The organism is Corynebacterium sp. HMSC30G07, from assembly GCF_001806945.1.
In the GTDB taxonomy this organism is placed as follows: Bacteria; Actinomycetota; Actinomycetes; order Mycobacteriales; family Mycobacteriaceae; genus Corynebacterium; species Corynebacterium riegelii.
The window spans coordinates 320,307-340,462 of record NZ_KV786473.1; the positions used below are offsets into that span (position 1 = coordinate 320,307).

20 protein-coding genes are annotated in these 20,156 nt (G+C 60.4%); 11 read left to right on the plus strand and 9 right to left on the minus strand.

Features of this window, described 5'->3' with window-relative positions; genetic code table 11:
* Positions 1-189 precede the first annotated feature (189 nt).
* Complete coding sequence (locus HMPREF3104_RS09780; protein ID WP_070495520.1) at positions 190-1,386, plus strand: NAD-dependent epimerase/dehydratase family protein; 1,197 nt, start codon at positions 190-192, stop codon at positions 1,384-1,386.
* Positions 1,386-2,510, plus strand: coding sequence for a glycosyltransferase family 4 protein (locus HMPREF3104_RS09785; RefSeq protein ID WP_070495523.1), 1,125 nt, complete (start codon positions 1,386-1,388; stop codon positions 2,508-2,510). Before HMPREF3104_RS09780 ends, HMPREF3104_RS09785 begins: the two co-directional genes overlap by 1 nt.
* Before the next feature lie 8 nt (positions 2,511-2,518).
* Here the strand turns inward: HMPREF3104_RS09785 and HMPREF3104_RS09790 are convergent, their stop codons facing one another.
* Together HMPREF3104_RS09790 and HMPREF3104_RS09795 are read right to left on the minus strand one after the other, a co-directional pair.
* The gene (locus tag HMPREF3104_RS09790) at positions 2,519-3,967 is read right to left on the minus strand and encodes a glyceraldehyde-3-phosphate dehydrogenase (protein WP_070495526.1); all 1,449 of its coding nucleotides are present in this window, start codon (positions 3,965-3,967) and stop codon (positions 2,519-2,521) included.
* A gap of 77 nt (positions 3,968-4,044) precedes the next feature.
* A complete protein-coding gene (locus HMPREF3104_RS09795; RefSeq protein WP_070495529.1) occupies positions 4,045-5,049 on the minus strand; it encodes a 3-hydroxyisobutyryl-CoA hydrolase in 1,005 nt (334 codons plus the stop codon).
* 124 nt (positions 5,050-5,173) lie between these two features.
* On the opposite strand from HMPREF3104_RS09795, the gene HMPREF3104_RS09800 reads away from it, so the two are divergent.
* Positions 5,174-5,833 (plus strand): biliverdin-producing heme oxygenase, encoded by a 660-nt coding sequence (locus HMPREF3104_RS09800; protein ID WP_070495532.1) that lies wholly within the window; start codon positions 5,174-5,176, stop codon positions 5,831-5,833.
* Here HMPREF3104_RS09800 and HMPREF3104_RS09805 read toward each other — a convergent pair.
* A complete protein-coding gene (locus HMPREF3104_RS09805) occupies positions 5,821-6,270 on the minus strand; it encodes a hypothetical protein (RefSeq protein ID WP_070495535.1) in 450 nt (149 codons plus the stop codon). The two genes, HMPREF3104_RS09800 and HMPREF3104_RS09805, sit on opposite strands and share 13 nt — an antisense overlap.
* A gap of 90 nt (positions 6,271-6,360) precedes the next feature.
* Between HMPREF3104_RS09805 and HMPREF3104_RS09810 the strand changes: the two genes are divergently transcribed.
* From HMPREF3104_RS09810 to HMPREF3104_RS09845, 8 genes are all read left to right on the plus strand, one after another.
* On the plus strand, positions 6,361-8,214 hold the full coding sequence (locus HMPREF3104_RS09810) for an HtaA domain-containing protein (RefSeq protein WP_083279054.1): 1,854 nt from the start codon (positions 6,361-6,363) through the stop codon (positions 8,212-8,214).
* Positions 8,215-8,224: 10 nt separating this feature from the next.
* The gene (locus tag HMPREF3104_RS09815) at positions 8,225-9,298 is read left to right on the plus strand and encodes a heme/hemin ABC transporter substrate-binding protein (protein WP_052205003.1); all 1,074 of its coding nucleotides are present in this window, start codon (positions 8,225-8,227) and stop codon (positions 9,296-9,298) included.
* Positions 9,295-10,338, plus strand: coding sequence for a FecCD family ABC transporter permease (locus tag HMPREF3104_RS09820; protein WP_070495541.1), 1,044 nt, complete (start codon positions 9,295-9,297; stop codon positions 10,336-10,338). The genes HMPREF3104_RS09815 and HMPREF3104_RS09820 overlap by 4 nt, the downstream gene beginning before the upstream one ends.
* Positions 10,335-11,108: a heme ABC transporter ATP-binding protein gene (locus HMPREF3104_RS09825; protein WP_052205005.1), complete on the plus strand. Its 774-nt coding sequence runs from the start codon at positions 10,335-10,337 to the stop codon at positions 11,106-11,108. Before HMPREF3104_RS09820 ends, HMPREF3104_RS09825 begins: the two co-directional genes overlap by 4 nt.
* A gap of 218 nt (positions 11,109-11,326) precedes the next feature.
* A complete protein-coding gene (locus HMPREF3104_RS09830) occupies positions 11,327-12,019 on the plus strand; it encodes an HtaA domain-containing protein (protein WP_256388275.1) in 693 nt (230 codons plus the stop codon).
* Positions 12,019-12,294 carry a hypothetical protein gene (locus tag HMPREF3104_RS09835; RefSeq protein ID WP_070495547.1) on the plus strand — a complete coding sequence of 92 codons (276 nt, stop codon included), beginning with the start codon at positions 12,019-12,021 and terminating at the stop codon, positions 12,292-12,294. The genes HMPREF3104_RS09830 and HMPREF3104_RS09835 overlap by 1 nt, the downstream gene beginning before the upstream one ends.
* Before the next feature lie 96 nt (positions 12,295-12,390).
* A complete protein-coding gene (locus tag HMPREF3104_RS09840; RefSeq protein ID WP_070495550.1) occupies positions 12,391-13,191 on the plus strand; it encodes an HtaA domain-containing protein in 801 nt (266 codons plus the stop codon).
* A gap of 52 nt (positions 13,192-13,243) precedes the next feature.
* Positions 13,244-13,819 carry a DNA-3-methyladenine glycosylase gene (locus tag HMPREF3104_RS09845; protein WP_070495553.1) on the plus strand — a complete coding sequence of 192 codons (576 nt, stop codon included), beginning with the start codon at positions 13,244-13,246 and terminating at the stop codon, positions 13,817-13,819.
* Here the strand turns inward: HMPREF3104_RS09845 and ppk2 are convergent.
* Genes ppk2 through HMPREF3104_RS09875 form a run of 6 tightly spaced genes read right to left on the minus strand, consistent with a single transcriptional unit; the run spans position 13,816 to position 20,126 of the window.
* Positions 13,816-14,685 (minus strand): polyphosphate kinase 2, encoded by an 870-nt coding sequence (gene ppk2 / locus HMPREF3104_RS09850; protein WP_070495556.1) that lies wholly within the window; start codon positions 14,683-14,685, stop codon positions 13,816-13,818. The genes HMPREF3104_RS09845 and ppk2 overlap by 4 nt on opposite strands.
* Positions 14,686-14,707: 22 nt before the next feature.
* On the minus strand, positions 14,708-15,286 hold the full coding sequence (locus HMPREF3104_RS09855) for a hypothetical protein (protein WP_070495559.1): 579 nt from the start codon (positions 15,284-15,286) through the stop codon (positions 14,708-14,710).
* A 21-nt stretch (positions 15,287-15,307) separates the two neighbouring features.
* Complete coding sequence (locus HMPREF3104_RS09860) at positions 15,308-17,098, minus strand: ABC-F family ATP-binding cassette domain-containing protein (protein WP_052205012.1); 1,791 nt, start codon at positions 17,096-17,098, stop codon at positions 15,308-15,310.
* Positions 17,099-17,122: 24 nt separating this feature from the next.
* Positions 17,123-18,124, minus strand: a complete 1,002-nt coding sequence (locus HMPREF3104_RS09865; RefSeq protein ID WP_070495562.1) for a GHMP family kinase ATP-binding protein — start codon at positions 18,122-18,124, stop codon at positions 17,123-17,125.
* A complete protein-coding gene (rsmA, locus tag HMPREF3104_RS09870) occupies positions 18,117-18,980 on the minus strand; it encodes a 16S rRNA (adenine(1518)-N(6)/adenine(1519)-N(6))-dimethyltransferase RsmA (RefSeq protein WP_070495564.1) in 864 nt (287 codons plus the stop codon). The genes HMPREF3104_RS09865 and rsmA overlap by 8 nt, the downstream gene beginning before the upstream one ends.
* Before the next feature lie 9 nt (positions 18,981-18,989).
* Positions 18,990-20,126, minus strand: a complete 1,137-nt coding sequence (locus HMPREF3104_RS09875; RefSeq protein ID WP_070495567.1) for a resuscitation-promoting factor — start codon at positions 20,124-20,126, stop codon at positions 18,990-18,992.
* Positions 20,127-20,156: the final 30 nt, after the last annotated feature.

Sequence of the window (20,156 nt, forward strand, 5' to 3'; positions counted from 1 at the left end):
GATTTATTGCATTGATTTTCGTTTATGCATTCGGCAGGCACACTAGCGGTTGCAATCAGTATAGCCCCCAACCCCCACACGCCCCTGACCAGCAAAAACAGAACATTCCCCGTCTCATCAGGCGGACCACCACTTGCGCGGGTAACGTAGGCGGGAAGTGTTCTCGGACAAAATGACTGGAGTGAACAGGTGAAGATTGCAGTACTCGGCGGAGATGGTTTTTGCGGCTGGCCGGCATCGCTGCACCTTTCGGACATTGGCCATGACGTGGTGATTGTGGACAATCTGTCCCGGCGCGCCATTGACAAGGAGTTGGGTGCAGAATCGCTTACGCCGATTGCAAGCATCGAAGACCGCTTGGCTGCATGGAAGGAAGTCACCGGCAAGGAGATCGGCTTCCAAAACATTGACGTTGCACAGGATTTCGAGGGCCTGCTCACGTTCATTCAGGACTACAAGCCGGATGTGGTCATCCACTTCGCGGAGCAGCGTGCTGCGCCGTATTCTATGAAGAACAACCGCACCAAGCGCTACACGGTGGACAACAATGTCAACGCCACCCACAACCTGCTGGTAGCCGTGGTTGAATCCGGTCTGGATGTCCACATCGTCCACTTGGGCACCATGGGCGTGTACGGCTACGGCACCGCCGGAATGAAGATCCCGGAAGGCTACTTGGATGTGCAGGTGGATGCGGGTGAGAATGGCGTCGTCAAGCAGGAGATCCTCTACCCCACCAACCCTGGCTCTGTCTATCACATGACCAAGGTGCTGGATCAGAATCTGTTTGCGTACTACGCCAAGAATGACCAGCTGCGGATCACAGACCTGCACCAGGGCATCATCTGGGGCACACACACGCCGCAGACGGAGCGCGATGAGCGTCTGATCAACCGCTTTGATTACGACGGTGACTACGGCACCGTCCTCAATCGCTTCCTCATGCAGGCCGCGGTTGGCTACCCGCTGACCGTCCACGGCACCGGCGGCCAGACTCGCGCATTCATCCACATTCGTGACATGGCGAAGTGCATCCAGCTCGCAGTGGAGAACCCGCCAGCTAAGGGCGAGCGCGTGAAGATCTTCAACCAGATGACGGAGACCCACCGCGTGCGCGACCTGGCGCAGCTGATTGGCAAAATCTCGGGCGCTGAGGTGCAGATGGTTCCGAACCCACGCAACGAGGCTGCGGAAAACGAGCTGTTTGTTGCGAACGACACGTTCATCGGCCTAGGCCTTGAACCGACCTTTCTGGCAGAGGGCCTGCTTACGGAGGTTGAGGACGTCGCACGCAAGTACGCCGACCGCGTGGACCGCACCAAGATCCCGGCTCGTTCCCTGTGGACGAAGGCCCAGCACGAGGGTGTGCCTGAGGGCGAGCGCTAGTGCGCATCGCGGTTATCACCGAGGTTTTCCTGCCCAAAATTGACGGTGTGGTCACCCGCGTGACCCGCCACCTTGAGCAGCTCGCCGAGCTCGGCCATGAGGTGTTGATCTTCGCCACCGGTGACGCGCCGAAGGAGTATGCGGGCTTTGAGGTGGTGCGTGTGCCGTCGCTAAGCCTGCCGGTGTACCCGGAAGTAAAGTTCGGCGTGCTTACCCCGCAGGTGCCGCGGCGTTTGGCGCAGTTTCAGCCCGACGTGGTGCACTTGGTTAACCCGATTTGGACTGCTGGCTGGGCGAGCTATATCGCGCAGACACAAGGCGTACCAATGGTGGCGTCGTTCCACACTGATGTGCCGGAATACTGCCTCAAGCTGGGCATTCCTTGGGTGAAACCGATCGCTGAGTGGGGGCTTCGAACCTTCCATGGCAAGGCTAAGTACAACTTGGTCACTTCGGGTCCGATGATGGATAAAGCCGCGCACTATGGCATTGAAAACGTCGAGCTGTGGCCAAAAGCAGTGGATACGGCAAGCTTCGCGCCGGAAAAAGCTACTCGTGAGATGCGCGACATGCTTAGCGACGGCAACCCCGACGCCCCCCTTGTCATCTTCGTCGGCCGCGTATCTGCTGAAAAGTCCGTCGAGCGCTGCCTGCCAATCATGGAGAAGCTGCGCGAACGCATTCCAAACGCACGCCTAGCGGTGGTGGGTGAGGGCCCGCAGTACAAAGAGGTCCAGCGCACCTTCAAACGCGATTGGATCACGCTGACCGGCTACCTCTCCGGCGCTGACCTGAACGCGGCTTACGCGTCCGGCGACGTGCTGTTGTTCCCCTCCACCACCGAAACTTTAGGCTTCGCCGCCCTTGAGGCCTTTGCCTCTGGCGTGCCGGTGGTTGCGGCGAACGCGGGCGGCCTGCCATTCGTAGTGGCCGACGGGGAGACAGGGTTCCTAGTGGACCCCGCACTCCCCGATTCCGCATGGGCGGACAAGCTAGAGCTTTTGCTTAGCGACGCCCACCTGCACTCCACCATGTCCGCCGCCGCCCGCGAGGAGGCCCTCAAGTGGAACTGGCGTAGTTCCACTGAGGCCGTGGTAGAGATCTACCGAAAAGCGCTGACTTAGAGCCTTATTTAAAGCTCGGACGGAGCTACGCGCGGCGGGTAGATCTTCGGGCGCACGCCGGCAATGTCCTCCACCACGCGGATGACCTGGTGGGAGTAGCCGTACTCGTTGTCGTACCAGACGTAGAGCACGAGGTGCTTGCCGGAAGCGATGGTGGCAAGACCATCAACCACACCAGCATGGGTGGTGCCCAGCAGATCGGTGGAGACAACCTCCGGGGAGTGGATGTAGTCGATCTGCTGACGCAGCTCCGAGTCGGTGGAGACGCGGCGCAGGAAGTTGTTCACCTCGTCCTTTTCCACCTCGGTCTCCAGCTCCAGGTTGATCACAGCCATGGAGACGTCCGGCGTAGGAACGCGGATTGCGTTGCCGGTCAGCTTGCCCTCAAACTCCGGCAGTGCCTTGGACACGGCCTTCGCGGCACCGGTTTCGGTAAGCACCATGTTCAGGCCAGCGGCGCGGCCACGACGGTCACCCTTGTGGAAGTTGTCGGCCAGGTTCTGGTCATTGGTGTATGCGTGGACGGTTTCCACGTGGCCGTGATTGACGCCGTAGCGGTCATTGATCACCTTCAGCACCGGGGTGATGCCGTTGGTGGTGCAGGATGCTGCGGAGAGCACGCGCTCCTCCCCGATCATGTCCTGGTTGATGCCGTAGACAATGTTCGGGATGTCGCCCTTGCCCGGAGCGGTCAGCAGCACGCGGTCCACGCCCTTGGACTCCAGATGCTTGGACAGGCCGTCACAGTCGCGCCACACACCAGTGTTGTCAACGACGATGGCGTTGTTAATGCCGTACTGCGTGTAGTCAATCTCAGCCGGGTTGTTGGCGTAGATCATCTGGATCGGGGTGCCGTTAGCCCAAATGATGTCGTTCTCACGGTCCACGGTGATCGTGCCGTTGAACGGGCCGTGGACAGAGTCACGGCGCAGCAGCGAAGCACGCTTCACAATGTCTGCCTCGCCCTTGCTGCGCACCACCACAGCGCGCAGGCGCACGCCACCATAGGTTGCTTCACGGGCAATCAGGATACGAGCCAGCAGGCGGCCGATGCGACCGAAGCCGTAGAGCACAACGTCACGCGCCTCAAGCTCGGAAGAGGTGCCGACAACGTCAGCCAGCTGCTCCTCCAGGAATGCGCGCATGTCCTGGCCATTGGACTCGCGGTACAGGCGCGCAAGGCGGCCCAGGTCGATGGATGCGGTGCCCAGGTCCATCTCCACCAGTTCCTGGAGGATCGGCAGGGTCTCATCCAGCGGCAGCTCCGTCTCTTCAATACGGCGCGCGTAGCGGTGGGCCTTGATCACGTCAATGTCCGTCACCCCCACCAGCAGACGGCCATAGATGGAAGTCACAGCGTTGTGCTCGCGGTGCAGACGGCTGATCAGCGGCAGCATTTGCTGCGCCAGCTCAATCTTGCGGTTCCAATCATCACGGTGGTTGACGGTCTCGGTCACGGACGCTCCTTGCGGTGAGTGTTTGAAGTGAATGAGTGTTGGCAAAAACCGGTTCTATTCTACCGGTTTTCACGCATCTAGCGCAGCACCTTGCGGTACTTCTCCGGATCAGGCTGCGGGGCGAAGCTTGGGCTTTGATCCTTATCCACAAGCACCGCACGCACCCCTTCCACAAAGTCAGGCTCACGGCGCATCAATTCCGCCAAGACACGCTCGTTTTCCAGCGCATCTTCCAGGTTGAGCTTCGCGTTTGCCTCAAACAGCTCAGCAGTGGCCACCAACGCTGAAGGCGAAGCCTGCTTGGTCAGCTCGCGCACCAAGGCAGCAAACTCGGGGTCTGCGTTGTCCAGTCGCGCATCAATCTCGGCCCAGGAGCCGTCAAACGTGCGCTCGATGTCGTCGAACCATTGGGAAAGGGCGCTGGGGTTGGTCGGCGTGGCGTCGATAAGCAGACTGCCCTCAGGAGTGAGAACCCCATCGAGCGAGGCGACCTTGTGGGTAGCAAGGCCAAGCTCACACATGTCATCGGGGGTGAGGCGGTAGCCGGTCAGGCCGAGGAACTTGCCCAGGTTTTTGGACGGGCGGCCGGGCAGGTTTTGCAGCGTCCAGCTCATGCCAACGTCCGTGATGAAGCCGATGTTCATCTCGGGCATGGATGCGAACGCACCTTCGGCGACGACGAACTGCGAGCCGTGGGCGGAAATACCCATGCCTCCGCCCATGTTGACGCCGCTGACCAGCGCTGTGTACGGCTTCGGGTACTCCGCGATGAACTGGTTCATCTTGTACTCGACGGCGAAGAACTCATCGATGATCTCGTGATTGCCTAGCAGGATTTGCTCGCGAGCCGCCTTCACGTCGCCACCGGAGCAAAAATGCTTCGAGTTAGACAAGACCACGACCTGCTCAATGGAGTCATCGGTAGCCCAGCTACGCAGCGTGGAATCGAAGATTTTGATCATGTCATAGTCCAGCGAGTTCAACGCCTTCGGACGGTTCAGCGTGAGCACGCCTGTGGTGCCGCGGACTTCGACGAGGACTTTGGAATCATCAGCCAGATTTGAGGTGTGTGTTGCATTCATGCCCAATAGTGTTGCACATCACAAGGCTTTGTGGGGAAGAAATCAACCTTTCGTCTAATTGAACTTAGGTAAGGCTTGCCTTTATCGTTAAGGGAAATTACCCATCCTTCCAAGGAGTAGAAGATTGACAACAACGTTGCCCACCGCCGGCGAGCAGCTTTCTATCGCACTAAAGGACCAGACCGCACAGGCCCACACCAACGCAGAGAACTCCCACTTCATGGCCAGCCTCAGTGGCGGCAAGCTGGACAGTAACGCGGTAGCTGAACTGACCGTGCAGTACTTCCACATCTATTCAGCACTTGAAGCCGCTGTACGCCAGGCCTCCGCCCACCCTGCTGTAACCCTCATTGCGGACCAGCGCCTTGAGCGAGTCGAGGCAATCACACAGGACCTCACCTCCATGCTCGGCACGTCCTGGCGCGAGATCGAACCGCTCCCAGCGACTGCTCGCTACGTCGCTGAGCTAGAGGCGCTCGGCCCTGACGACGGCCCCGAGGTAGTCGCACATCACTACGTTCGCTACCTCGGCGACATTGCTGGCGGCCAGGTGCTTGCGCGCGTGTTCCGCGAAGCATACGAGCTACAAGAAGACGCACTGAACTTCTATGACTTCTCCGCTATTGGCAAGATCCCGCCGTACCGCACACAGTACAAGGCAGCCCTTGACGCTATGCAGCTTGGAGAAGAAGAGCGTGCGCGCCTTATCAACGCTGCAAAGCGCGCCTTTGACCTGAATCAGGCGGTGTTCCAGAACCTCGCCACAGCGCGTCAGCTGGCGTAACTGGCGAGGCTGCTCGGGCGATCCACATACGCGATCGCCCCCCAAAGACAACCCGCAGACACAAGTGCCGTCACAATCCCACCGGTGAGCGTGTAGCTTGCTGGCACCAAGAACAATGCCAGGGCCGCTAGCAGCGTTATGGCAGCCCACACAACACCTAGCACCAGCCCGGCGTGCCTATTCGCTTCTTCCCCGACGTAGTTTCTGTCCGGCAGCGCTGCAAGCCCATACAGGACAGCCACCATAAGTACAGCGGCCGGAAACGCCACCCACACATTGCCGGTTGCCCCGCCAAATGCAATGACGCCAGTTATGAGCGCAAGTAGCGCCTTTTCCCAGCTTGCAAAGCGCGGCTGGGAGTAGTGGTTGTCCTCCAGCGGGGAATCATCTGGCACAAGCGGAATGAAGTCGGTCACAGGCTCGGACGTTGCTGTCATAGAGACACCTCTTTGTTTAGTAAAGTTAGCCTTAGTTCGCTAAGGTTAGCCTATCCACCATATTCCTTGAGTGAAACCTGCCGAGGCCCTATGAACTTCCGACACACCTGCACCGCCGTAGTTGCCGCTAGCTTCTTCACTTTTTCCGCACTCGCCTGCGGCCCTGCCTTCCTCGCTGCCCCACCCGCCCACGCCCAGGCCGCCTCGACACACCGAGCCGCCACTGCAGGCACGATGGATTGGGGCATACGCGAATCGTTTCGGAAATACGTTGAAACAGGCGTAGCTAAAGGTTCGATTTCCACTGATGGTGGCGCGACGCGCAGCGGTTCCGGATTCAGTTTCCCACTCGAATCCGCAGCGATCAGTTCATCGACTTCCGGGCAGATCAACTTCTCTGGCGAAGTGCACTTCTACGGACACAACGGCGCCCTAGACATGACGCTGCGCAACCCCATCATTGTTGTCAACGGCACGCAGGCGGAACTGCGCGTAGATTACGCCTCCCGCAAGTACGAAGGGATGGATAAAACTGGCGGTTTCCGGGAGGGCCGTCAAGAAGTACTGGCCGCCATCGCACTGAACCAATCCCCAGACTTCGCCGCAGCGCAAACCACCATCGCCGGATCGGTATCTCTGACCGCGAGCGGCGCCGAAATCTTCGGCGGTTTCTACGAGGCCGGTGAGCAACTCGACCCAATCAGCATTGGGCTTTCACTTCATGACGCCAGCGGCCCCGCCCCCACCCCCCAATACTCCCTGGGCGCCCCCTCGGGCGGGCAAACCGGGAAATCCCCTGAGGGCGGAACAGGCGCTACCCGCTCAAAAGCAACCTCTGGCCCCGCGAGCCTGCTCGGTGACATCAACGACACACTCATTGAGGTCAACGGCCTTCTAGTCAACACCGATAATGTTCTCAAGAACGGCGAGAATCTGTACAACCGCGTCAACCCGGCAGCACAAGCGTTGCAGGCACAGCAAGCGCCACAAGCACAGCAAGCAGGCCAGGCAGGACAAGCAGGGCAAACTAAACAAGCACAGCAAGCAGGGTCTGCGGCTGGTGATGCGTGTAGCGCGCCCGCGTCGAAGGGAGTCACCAGCGCCGAGGCAACCTGGGGTGTGCGGCAGTCGTTCCGCACCTACATCCGGGGCAACATTGCGAAAGGCGCTTGGGAACTTACGGGTGTTGGAGATAACGGCACGTCTTTCACATTCAACGGAAATGCGGGAGCGGTGGATCCGTCGACACGCACAGGCACCGTCCTGCTGCCCGGCAGCATTCGCTTCACCGGCCACAATGGCGTACTTGACACGCGTTTTTCCAACCTAGAGATCCAGTTCAGCGGCAATACCGGGCAACTTGTTCTCAACGCGGCTTCAAACAGCACCGAGGGCACGCGGAATGACTACGGGCGCGTTGCCATTGCCAACCTTAGCTTCACTGATCTGAACATTTCCGAAACAGCAGCGTCCGGTACCGCAACAACAACGCTGACTGATGTTGGTGCGGAAGCCTTCGGGCAGTTCTACCCGCCGGGGGATCCGCTAGATCCGATCAGTTTCACAGCGCAACTTGGCGGCTCCGCCAACTGTGCTGATGGCCAGGGTGGCAGCAATTCCGCCGCCGCCACAGGCAAGGGCGGCTCATCCAACAGTGCTGAAAAGCTCCGCAGTAGCGGTGGCACAGGTGGTAGTGCAGCGAACACAACAGCCAGCACTACAGCCAACACTGCCTCCGGGACCAGTGTGCTTGATGATGTCCAAGGTGCCGAAACCGTTGTTTCAGCCGAGCAGCCGCAAGGCGGGCAATTCCAAATCAAAAACGTTTCCGGTGCCGACGCTGGTAGCGGCTGGGACGATGCCGCGCTGGCCAAGTTCCTCCTGCTCGCCGCCTCCATGATCGGGGCGGGCGGAGCACTCACCAGGTTCGCCATCACCGCATAGGAGCACCATCATGAACTTCACCAAAAAACTTGCAGGACCCATCCTGGCTGCTGCGCTGGCTGTCGCAATGCCTCTGAGCGGCTGTGCTGCGTGGGACAACCCAATGCAGATGGAAACGCGGCAGCTCGTGGACTCTCTTGAGGCTGCTGGCGACCCACACCAAACCCAAGGCGTTGCTATGGTCACCGAGATCTCCGAAGTGGAACCGGTAGACGCTCCCCGCCAAAACGCACTACCCGTGGAGCTAACGGACGCAGACGGCTACGACGTCACCGTCACAGACACCTCCCGCATCCTGGCACTTGATATTTACGGCACGTACACGAAGACGCTTCGTGGAGTTGGGCTCGGGGACAATATTGTGGGGCGGACGGTGAGTTCGGCGGAAGCGTCGTTAAGCCATCTGCCCGTGGTGACCGAAAATGGGCACTCCCTCAATGTTGAAGCAATTCTGAACCTGCGACCAACCCTGGTCATCGTGGATCATTCCGTGGGCCCGAGCGAGGCCATCGACCAGATTCGTGCGGCAGGAGTAACCACAGTGGTCATGGAGCCGACCCGCTCGATGGCGTCGATGGGCCAGGACATCATCAACGTCGCAACGGTGGTTGGTGAACCCGAGGCTGGCCGCCTTTTGGCGGAGCGTAGCCAACGCGAAGTGGACGAGGCGCTGTCCGCCATCGCGGCCGTGAAGCCCGACGTGCCGCTTCGCATGTCCTTCTTGTACGCACGCGGCACCGGCGGAGTATTTTACCTGCTTGGCGGCACAGACGGCACCCAAGACCTGATTGAGGCACTTGGCGGCGTGGACGTAAACACGGAGCACGGTATTGGTGCCGCCTCCCCCGCCAGCCCGGAGGCGCTTGCAGAAGTTAACCCGGAAGTGTTTGTCATGATGAACGGCGGACTCGAATCCACCGGCGATATCGAAGGCCTCCTCCAACGCCCAGGGGTCGCGCAAACAACCGCAGGCAAAAACAAGCGAGTACTTTCGCTTCCAGACGGCGACTCGCTTGCCTTTGGCCCCCAAACCGGTGAAATGCTGCTGCGCGCTGCCCATGCCCTGTACGGGGAGGGTGAGTGAGTTCCAAACTCTCGACCTTTAAGGCACGGCGCCGCGGACGCGTCATCCTCTTCATTGTCACTGCAGCACTTTTGGCAGTCACCACCGTCGCTTCCATCATGGTCGGCCAGTTTGAGCTAGCGCCAAGTGAGCTGTGGCCGATCATCACAGCGGGTCCGATGTCTGCCACCACCCTGGATGCATCTGTAGTGTGGCAGATCCGTCTGCCCCGCTTAGTGCTTGGCCTATTTGTCGGCGCTGCTTTAGGCGTGGGCGGGGCACTCATGCAGGCTGTCTTTGCCAACCCTCTTGCCGAGCCGAGCGTGATTGGTGTGAGTACCGGCGCAGGCGTCGGTGCGGCGGCAGCAATCGTGTTCGGCGCCAGTACGTTCGGCACGATGACAGTGCCACTGTTCGCGTTTCTCTCCGGAACCTTGGCTACCGCGGTTGTCTACCGGCTCTCTCGCTCTGGAGGGAGCGTTCGCGTGTTGAATCTAATCCTGGTCGGTATTGCGGCAAATGCGATCTGTGGAGCCACGATTGCGCTGCTGACGTTCATGGCACCGACTACCGCCCGCGAGCAGATCATCTTCTGGCAGATGGGCTCCCTGGCCGGGGCGAGCTGGGCACAAACCGGCACGGTTGCGTTCGTGGTTGTGGTCTCCCTCGCACTGTCAATGCTGTTGGGACGCAAGCTAGATATCCTTGCGCTTGGCGACCAAGCTGCTAGCCACGTTGGCATCAACGTCTCGCGGCTACGGATGGCGGCGATCGTACTGTCCACCCTACTCACCGCTGCTGCGGTGTCCTTTGCAGGATTGATCGGATTTGTCGGTCTTGTGGTTCCGCACATCGTGCGCACCGCTGTCGGCCCTTCAAATACTGTGCTGCTACCGGCTTCCGCTCTCGGCGGGGCACTCCTCATTGGCGCAGGAGACATCTTCGCCCGCACAGCCATTCCCTTCGCGGATCTGCCGATTGGCATCTTCACCGCGCTTATTGGCGGGCCCACCTTCTTCTTCCTGCTTCGGCAGATGTTGCGAAAGAACCATGATCTATGAGTGTCCACGCACGCGGCGTGACCGTGATGAAACAGGGCCGCATGATTCTTCACGACGTCACCATGGAAGCACGGTCAGGCGAAGTCACAGGCCTTATCGGCCCGAACGGCGCAGGCAAGTCCACGTTACTGGCAGCGCTCTCTGGAGATATCGCCGTAGCCTCGGGGCGTGTGGAGGTGGCTGGCAACAACGTCGCCACAAGCTCAGCCCAAGAGTTGGCCCGTACCCGAGCAGTGATGCTGCAAGACGTTGGGGTGGCGTTTTCATTCCTCGTAAGAGACATCGTTGAGATGGGACGCCACCCCTGGGGTACTAACCCCGAGGACGCCGCGATTGTGGATGCCGCGCTTGCAACCACTGGCATGACTCACCTCCAGGACCGTGAGGTGCTGACGCTTTCCGGTGGTGAGCGAGCACGCGCCGCCTTCGCCCGAGTACTCGCACAGCAAACCCCGGTGGTGTTTCTTGATGAGCCGACTGCCGCCATGGATGTTCGCTTCCAGGAGCAGACCATGGGCATTGTCCGAGGGCTTGCAGCCCAAGGCGTCGCCGTCATTGTGGTGCTGCACGACTTGCAGCTTGCAGCGCGCTACTGCGACCGGGTGGTGTGCCTGAAGTCAGGCGAAGTAGCCGCTACGGGGTCTGTAGAGGAGGTCTACGCAGACGACGTGCTCAGCGCTGTCTACGACTGGCCAATCTCAGTCTCGCGTATGGACGGGCGCGTGTTTGTCAGCCCTGCCGAAGCACCACAGGGCGCGCCTGCCAGCTAGACGCACAGCTAGACGCAACAATACCCCAACCACCCCCACAGGTTGCCAAGGTTAGCCTAACCTGTCTATGGTTAGGTCAACCTAATTGACTGTCTTTGTTCTGAACCTTTGAAAGGAATTGGAATGTCCCGTACCTCCTCCCTGGCGCTTGTCACCGCCGCCACTGTCGCTCCACCGCACTTTTCGCCCCCGCAGCTTCCGCAGCCGAGATCCCAGAGCTGCTCTCCGGCAACGCAACCTGGAACATCAAGGAATCCTTCCTGCGCTACGTACAGAATCCTTTTGTTGGAAGCACCATCACTGCTTCCGACGGCGCCGAGAAGGTCGAAGCAGACGGCAAGGTCGTTGATTTTAAATTGCCGGTCAACGTCGCAGACTCCGCCCTCAACGACAAGGGTGAGGGCACCATCGATCTGGACGGTGCAATCCGCATCGAAGGCCACAAGGGAGCCATGGACATCCAAATGTCCGACTTCAAGATCGTGATCAATGGCAACAAGGGCCATCTGCAGGCAGACTACGTACGCAAGGGCACTAAGCCGGACGCCGGTATGGATGATGCCAAGAATGACGACAAGCCGATCATCGAGTTCGATGTCAAGGAGTCGCTCGTGCCCGCTGCTGGCGGAAAGAAGGAGATCACCTTCACCCCAACCGCAATGACCGAGTTCGGAGTAGACATCTTTGGCACGAGCTACACGGCCGGCAAGCCGCTCGAGGACAGCAAGGTCGGCGTCTCCCTTGACTTTAAGAAGGTTGAAAAACCCGCTGACCCGAAGCCAGATAGCTCCGCTTCCCCGGCCGCTATCGGCGGCATCGTGGTAGCTGTCCTGGCAGTTCTCGGCGGCTTGGCGTTTGCCACTACCCTGCCCCAGGTCCAGGCTATGCTCGGACAGTTCCTTCCGTTTTAATGCGACGCCTGCTAGCAGCTAGCGCCGCTGTCTCCGTTGTACTTGCGCTTGGCGTTCCGGCCTCGGCCACGGCTGAGAAAAAACCTGCCTCTGAGACGAGTTCCATGGTCACCATGTCATCAACGGAGAAAGGATCACCGGCAGCGACCGCAATCCACATGGTCGCGTTTGTGATTTCTACGATCGGCTTAGTACTCACCCTTGCAGCATTGGCAAAAGGCGTGGCAAATATCCTCCAGCTCACACAGCCGCCAGCCAACCTGCTCAAACGCTAAGCCCCTTACAAGCTTCCCGCCTCGAATGACACAGAAAATGCGGTCCCTTATCCGTCTACCGAGGCGGGATTTTCATATCTCTAGAAGGAGTTCTACATGTTTTCTCCCCGTTTCGTTGCTCTTTGCACCGCATTTGCCGTTGGCACAGGCCTCGTGTTTGCAGCCTCCCCGGCTAAGGCTTCCACTGCTTCCACTGCTTCCACTGCTTCCACGATTGAGTCAGGAAGCTTCGCGTGGCCTATCTCCAAGCCATTCCTCAAACAAGCTGTGATTCGTGGCAAGGGCCAGGCCACTGCAGAAGAAGGCGCATCGTGGGACAGCGAAAACTTGGAGTTCACGTTCCCGATCACTGCCGCGACTCACACCGATGGCACATGGACGTTCGACCTTGATGGCTCTGCACATGTGCAGGGATATAAGAACGTCGGTGGTGTCGAGGGCTGGGCAGTAGACGTCAAGTACTGGGATTTGAAGCTCAAAGTCGACGGCAAGAATGCGACACTTTTCGGTGACTACAAGCTCAGCGGCGTAGCTAACCACACTTACAACCCGGTTTCCGAGGAGGGCGACGATGAACCCTTGGTCACCTTCACTCTGGAAAACGAAATCAAGGCTCCCGCAGCCGTCAAGGAGCTTGGCCGTGAAACCACATCCGATACGGGCTTGGCCAAATCTTTGGCCCACTACCCCAAGGGCACGGTATTGAAGGAATCGGGAGTTGATCTCAACGTCCTGTTCAAAGAACAGGCGACCCCCAAGTCATCTCAGGGCCACCTGTCACCAGGCGCAATTGCCGGCATTGTGATTGGCGTTCTCGCTGTGCTCGGTGGCGCGGCGTTTGCCACTCAACCGACAGTACGCGCGGCAGTACAGGACATGCTGGCGAAATTTCTCTAACCCCGCCTCACCCAGGTAGCCACAGCGCGACAAAGCGGCCATATTGGTAGCAATGAGTGTTTCCATCGATTTTTCCCAACCCGCAGACGTCGTTGCACCAAAGCTACTTGGGTGTGTGATCACCATGCACGGGGTAAGCATCCGGCTCACAGAGGTGGAGGCATACCTCGGTGCCGAGGATCCCGCCGCGCACACCTTCAACGGCATGACCAAGCGCAATGCGACAATGCTCGGGCCGCCAGGACACCTTTACGTGTACTTTTCCTACGGCCTACACCACAACGGCAACATCGTGTGCGCGCCGGAAGGCAACGGCCAAGGGTGTTTGATGCGCGGCGGGGAGGTGATCGCCGGCGAGGCGCTGGCACGGCAGCGCCGACAACGCGCAGACCGGGCACAAATACCCTGGGAGAACCTCGCGCGCGGGCCGGGGAACCTCGGCCAAGCACTGGGCCTTAGGCTGCCAGATAATGGCACACCGGTATCACTCCACATGCGCGAGGAAGCACCCGAGTGGGTGGCGGGTCCACGAATTGGGATCTCCAAAAACGTGGACGCACCGCTGAGGTTTTGGATCCCCGGCAACAAAACGGTGTCAACACCCCGGGGCTATCCCAAAAAGCACTAGTTCTTGTGCTTCTTCTTTTTCTTCTTTCCGTCCGAGCCTTTAACGCGACGCTCCTCTAGCTTGGCGGCGGCGTCCGGCACATAGCGGAACTCTTCACGCGGCGGACGGCTGTAATCCGTGATTTCCGGGCGCTCCGGGATCTCGGGAAGGTCCGGCTTAATCCGCTCGTACGGCACCGTGGATAGCAGGTGCGAGATCACGTTGATGCGGGAGCGCTTCTTGTCCTCGCTTTCCACCGTGTACCACGGTGCGGACGGGATATCGGTGTGCACGAACATCTCATCCTTGGCGCGGGAGTATTCCTCCCACTTGGTAATGGACTCCAGGTCCATCGGGGACAGCTTCCACTGGCGCAGCGGATCCTCGCGGCGGGACACGAAGCGCTTGTACTGCTCCTCATCGGACACCGAGAACCAGTACTTGCGCAGCATGATGCCGTCTTCCACCAGCAGACGCTCAAAAATCGGCGCCTGGTGCAAGAAACGGCGGTACTCCTGCGAGGTGCAGAAGCCCATGACGCGCTCAACGCCGGCACGGTTGTACCAGGAACGGTCAAAGATGACGATCTCACCAGCCGCCGGGAGTTTTTCCACATAGCGCTGAAAGTACCACTGCCCCTGCTCGCGCTCCGTGGGCTTCGGCAGCGCCTCGATACGGCAGGTGCGTGGGTTCAGGTACTGCGTGATGCGCTTAATTGCAGAGCCTTTACCAGCAGCGTCACGGCCTTCCATGATGATGACCAGGCGCGCGCCGGTTTCAACCACCCACTGCTGCATGTCTACAAGCTCAGCTTGCAGACGAAGCAGCTCCTTCTCGTAGGCTTTCTTGGATAGTTTCGGGGGCTTCTTCGACGACTGGTCACTCATACCTATAAAGGTAACCGATTGTTTAGTTAAGGAAGAATTCAGCCAGGTAAATCGTCTCGCCATTACGCGCGGTAGCAACGCCGAAACGCTTCGGCTCCTTCACCGGATTGACGTTGATGTCACGGTTCAAAAACGCAATACGGTCCGCGGCCTGCGCCGGGCTCAGGCGGTAAATCTGGCCGGTGCCACGATCGGTTGCGGTGGTGCCGCGGCCAACGTTGCCCACGAACGTTGCCTCACCGCGAGCGGCCTGCGCCGCCCACTGCGCTGCGATGGCCTGCGCTTCAGCGTCCCTGCGGTGGCCTTCCTTCACCAGCTGCTTTTCGGTAGAAGCGGTCAGCTCCTGCTCCGCGGCGCTCAGCGCAGGCTTCGGGGTGAGCTCAATGCGCCCCGGCACGTGGATGCCAACGCGCGCGGCGCCGTCTACAATCTGCTGTGGTACCTGAATATCCGGCAGTTGGATGTTTGCGCGCGAGGACAGCTCGCTGGAGGTTGGAATCTGTACCTGCGCGGATGCAGTTGCGGGCACTAGCGCGCCGGCTGCAAGGGTGGTCGCGCATGCCAGAGCAACAAGACGTGAGTTATGTCCGAATTTCCTCATGCGTCACATTGTGCCACAAGTTCAGCCTTCGAGCTGCTCGCCGAGCTCCAGCCACTCCATTTCTAGCTCATCACGCTCATCTTTGACCGCACCGAGCTCCTTCGTCTTGCCCGCGATCGCATCAAACTCCCCTGCCGCAGACAGGTCAGCAATCTCCGCCTCGAGTCGCTCCACGGATTCCTCCGCCTGAGCGATCTTGCGCTCTAGGGCCTTCATCTTCTTGCGAAGCTCACGCTCCTCCTGAGAAGAAAGAGCCTTTTGCTTCTCGACGCCACGCTTCTCCCCCAAATCCAACACCCCAACAGAGCTCTCCTCAGCGGCCCGACGCTCAAGGTATTGCGCGATGCCGCCGGGGAGGTTGGTGAGTTTGCCGTCCCCAAACAGCGCATACGTGCTGTCCGCAATGCGCTCGATGAGGTAGCGGTCGTGGGAAATGACCACGAGCGTGCCAGCCCAGTTATCCAACAAGTCTTCGAGCTCTTGGAGGGTATCGATGTCAAGGTCGTTCGTCGGCTCGTCGAGAAGCAGCACGTTCGGCTCGCTCATGAGTACGCGCGTGAGTTGCAGACGGCGGCGCTCACCACCGGAGAGGTCCCCCACGGGCGTGCGCTGGCGCTTCGGGGAAAACCCAAGGCGCTCTGCAAGCTGCGAGGCGGACATTTGGCCTTTACCCAGTTCGATGTAGGTGGCAACGTCCTCCACCGCGTCGATAACGCGGCGGGTGGGATCCAGATCATCAAGCTCCTGGCGCAACCAGCCAATCCGCGTGGTCTGGCCCTCAATACGCTTGCCTGCGGCCAGCGGGTACTCCCCAGCCAGGGTGCGCAGCAGCGTGGTCTTGCCGGACCCATTCACACCAACAAGGCCGATGCGCTCACCCGGCGCGAGGCGCCACGTCAAGTGGTCTACCAGCGTGCGGCCGTCGGGGGCGTCAATGCGTGCGTCCTCCAGCTCAATGACCACACGGCCCTGGCGCTGCTTGGAAAACGCCATGAGTTCCACCTTGTCGCGCGGTGGCGGCACGTTTGCAATCAGTGCCTCGGCGGCCTCGATGCGGTAGCGCGGCTTGGAGGTACGCGCCGGCGCGCCACGTCGCAGCCAAGCAAGCTCCTTACGGGCAAGGTTTTGGCGGCGCTGCTCAATCGCATCCGCCTGGCGTGCGCGCTCCGCGCGGGCAAACGTCCAGTCGTTGTAGCCGCCTTCATAGACGTCCACCGTGCCGTCATGAACCTCCCAGGTCAGGGTGGCTACGGTGTCGAGGAACCAGCGGTCGTGGGTCACAACCACCACCGCTACCTTGCGGTTCAGCAAGTGATCGGCCAACCACTGCACGCCTTCAACGTCGAGGTGGTTCGTCGGCTCATCCAGCACCACCAGATCTAAGTCCTGGACCAACGCGGCGGCAAGGTTGACGCGCCTGCGCTCACCACCGGAAAGGTTGCCCACTGCGGTATCCAAACCCAGCTCAGCAACACCGGTGCCCTGCAGCACCTCGCGCACGCGGGCGTTGGAGGCCCACTCAAACGTCTGCAAACCCAGCGGCTCCACTACTGCCTGGCCAACAGTCAGGTCAGGGTCTAAGTCGAAGCGCTGCGTGACCACAGCCATGCGCAGGCTGGAGTTGTGGGACACGCGTCCCTCATCCGGCGGCTCAATGCCGGTGAGCACCTCAAGCAGCGTGGTCTTGCCACCGCCATTGACGCCGACGATGCCGATGCGGTCGCCGGTTTGTACGCCCAGCGACACACCGTCGAGCAGCGTTTTCAGCCCCCACGTTTTGGAGACGTTTTCCAGATTGATCAGGTTAGCCATCACGCACGAGTCTACGACGTGGACTTACTTGCACAGCATGAAGGCACCACGGGCAGGACCGTTCGAGGTGAATGACTGATACTCAGGGAAAACCTCGCACACACGGTTGCGAACACGCACCGCATGCGCCTCGTCTTTACACAACATTGCCACGGTTGGCCCGGAGCCAGACACGATCGCGCGAAGGGCGTGCTCGTTGCCAAAATCCAGCACTTCACCAATCTGCGGGCGCAGCAGCCGGGCGGGCAGCTCCATGTCATTGTGCAGCGCCTGCGCCAACGCCTCAGCGCTGCCAAGCAGCAGCGCGTCGGTCACCTTGGAGGGATCCAGGTTGGGCTTAAGCTCCGGGTTGCCAGCGCGCAGCTCGTCTAGCTTGGCAAAGCACGCCGCGGTGCTCAGCGTGGTGTCTGGGTTTACAAACACCCACCAGAACTGCAGGTCAGATGGAATAGGACGCAGGAGATCGCCGCGGCCACGACCAGTTGCGTTACCGCCCTGCACCGCGAACGGCACATCAGAGCCAAGCCCCGCGGCAAGGAAGCTCGTCTTGTAATCGATGCCAACCGGCTCGCCAAAGTAGTGCTCGATGTAATGGTTCGCGGCCAACAGCGCAGCAGCAGCGTCAGCAGAACCGCCTGCCATGCCACCTGCGATGAATACGGACTTATCCACCTCAATGCGCACCTTTGGCAGCGCCGGGTGGGTCACTCCTGCGGTGTGGTCACAGTCCGAACGGAAACTACCCACCGCCGCATCCACCGCTTTCCAGGCGAGGTTGTGGTGGGTGTCAATATCTTCGGGCAGCTCCCCGTCGAACAGCCAGCGCGTGTGAATGCTCGACACCACTGACTCGGTGCGCGTGCGCTCGGCGTCCGGTTCTACCACCAGGCGTACGATTTCGCGCCGGTCAACGGCCTGAAACACCGTAACCAGGTCGTGGTAACCGCCATGGACTTTGTTATCCACGCCAAGGTGCAGGTTCACCTTTGCGGGTGCCGACGCGGCAAAGATCTTTGGCTCACGCATGCTGATCCCCCATTCGTGCTGCCCCAAGCTTCAAGAAATCTTCAACAGACAATGCCTCGCCGCGAAGCCCCGGGTCAATACCCACGGCGCGCAGTGCTTCCTCCGCGGCAGCCGGCGAGCCGTAGATCCCAGACAGCGTGGAGCGCAGGGTTTTGCGGCGCTGGGCAAACGCGGCGTCCACAAGCGGGAAGAGGTGCTCGCGGAGTGCTGGGGAGTGGTTTCCGTGTACGTCGATACGCACAAGCCCCGACTCAATGTTGGGCGCTGGCCAAAACACGTGCTTGCCAATGGTCCCGGCGCGGCTCACGTCACCGTAGAACGAGGCTTTCACGCTGGGCACACCGTAGATTTTGGAGCCAGGCTTCGCGGCCAAGCGGTCCGCGACTTCCTTTTGCACCATCACCAGCACGCGGCGGATCGTGGGAAACTCCGCCAGCAGATGCAAAAGCACCGGCACGGACACGTTATACGGCAAGTTGGCTACCAGGGCAGTTGGTTGCTTATCCACGTCCCCGCGCACCACCTTCAACGCATCCTTATTAATCACCGTCAAGCGGTCAGCGTATTCGGGCGCGCGCTCTTGAACCGTCTGTGGAAGGCGACCGGCCAGGCGCGGGTCGATCTCTAGCGCGATGACGTCTTCGACGGTGTCAATCAAGCCCAGGGTCAGTGAGCCGAGGCCGGGGCCGACTTCCACAACCACGTCATCAAACGAAAGCTCCGCGGCAGCAACAATGCGGCGCACGGTGTTTGGGTCGTGCACGAAGTTTTGCCCCAGCTTTTTCGTTGGGGTGACGTCTAGTTCAGCCGCAAGCTCCCGGATCTCAACGGGGCCCAGCAGGTGGGAATCTGCCATACGGCGAGACTAGCGGATGCCAAGCGAGGCGGTGCAGGCAGGCCACGCACCCCAGCCCTGGGATGCCAGCGTGCGCTGGGCGACGGCGATCTGCTGCTCTCGCGTGGCCATGTGGGCCATCGGGGCGTACTCAGTGCCACCGTAGGCTGCCCAGGTAGACGGGGTGAACTGCAAGCCGCCGTGGAAACCGTTGCCGGTGTTAATCGCCCAGTTGCCGCCAGACTCACACTGCGCGAGCGCATCCCACACGGAACCCGCCGCCACTGCCGGTGCGCTCGGCGCAGGCTTGGTGCCGCGCAAGATCGTGGCCGGCTTTGGCGCACGCAGGTCCTCTTCGCCAGCGACGGTCTGGGACTCCACCTCGCCGTTGACCAGCACGGTGTGGTGGTAGCGCACCGCCTCACCGGTCTCGCCCGGCTCAAGGACCTGCTCGGTGCCCTCATCCATCTCCGGATCATCGATGTAGTTCGGCTCCGCCTCAACCGGAATGACCTCGGAGGAACGCACGAGGTTCACGCGGTCAATCACAATGTCCATATCCGGAGTCACCGCAGCGTCCAAGGGGACGTTGATGCGGTCATCGGAGTCCAGGGTAATGCCGCGGGCGGACAGCAGCGCCGAGACGGTCTTAGCTGCCACGGTGGTAAAAGACTGCTCGCCAGCGTCCGTAATAGAGACCACCTTCGGCGTGGTCACGTCAATGGACAGGCCAGGGGTGACCGGGGTGTCGCGGTGGATATCGGTTGCCGCCGCGTGGTCCACGCCAGCTTCTGCGATCAAGTCGCCCACAGTTGCCGCGGTGGAGCTGAGCTGGGTTGCAACACCATCAATCACCACAGCAACCTGCTTCGAAGTACGCACCGTGATGGTTTCGCCACGCGCGATCTTCTCACCCTGTGCCGGGTAAACAAGGTCTTCTGCGCCGACCTCAACGCCGGCGGCCTGCAGCACGCCGTCCACGTCAGCAGCGAAGGTACGCACCTTCTGGGTCTCACCGTTGACATCCACGGTGATGTCCTTCTGTGCGGCCAGCGCCGTGCCCGCACCACCGACAATGACGGCACCGGCAAGCGCGCCGGTAAGCACGCGGCGGCCAGCGGAGTGGCGCTCAGTGGTTGGGTTTAAGGTCTTCTTCGCGGCAGACATGTTGGTAACAATACGATAACGGTTCCGCCA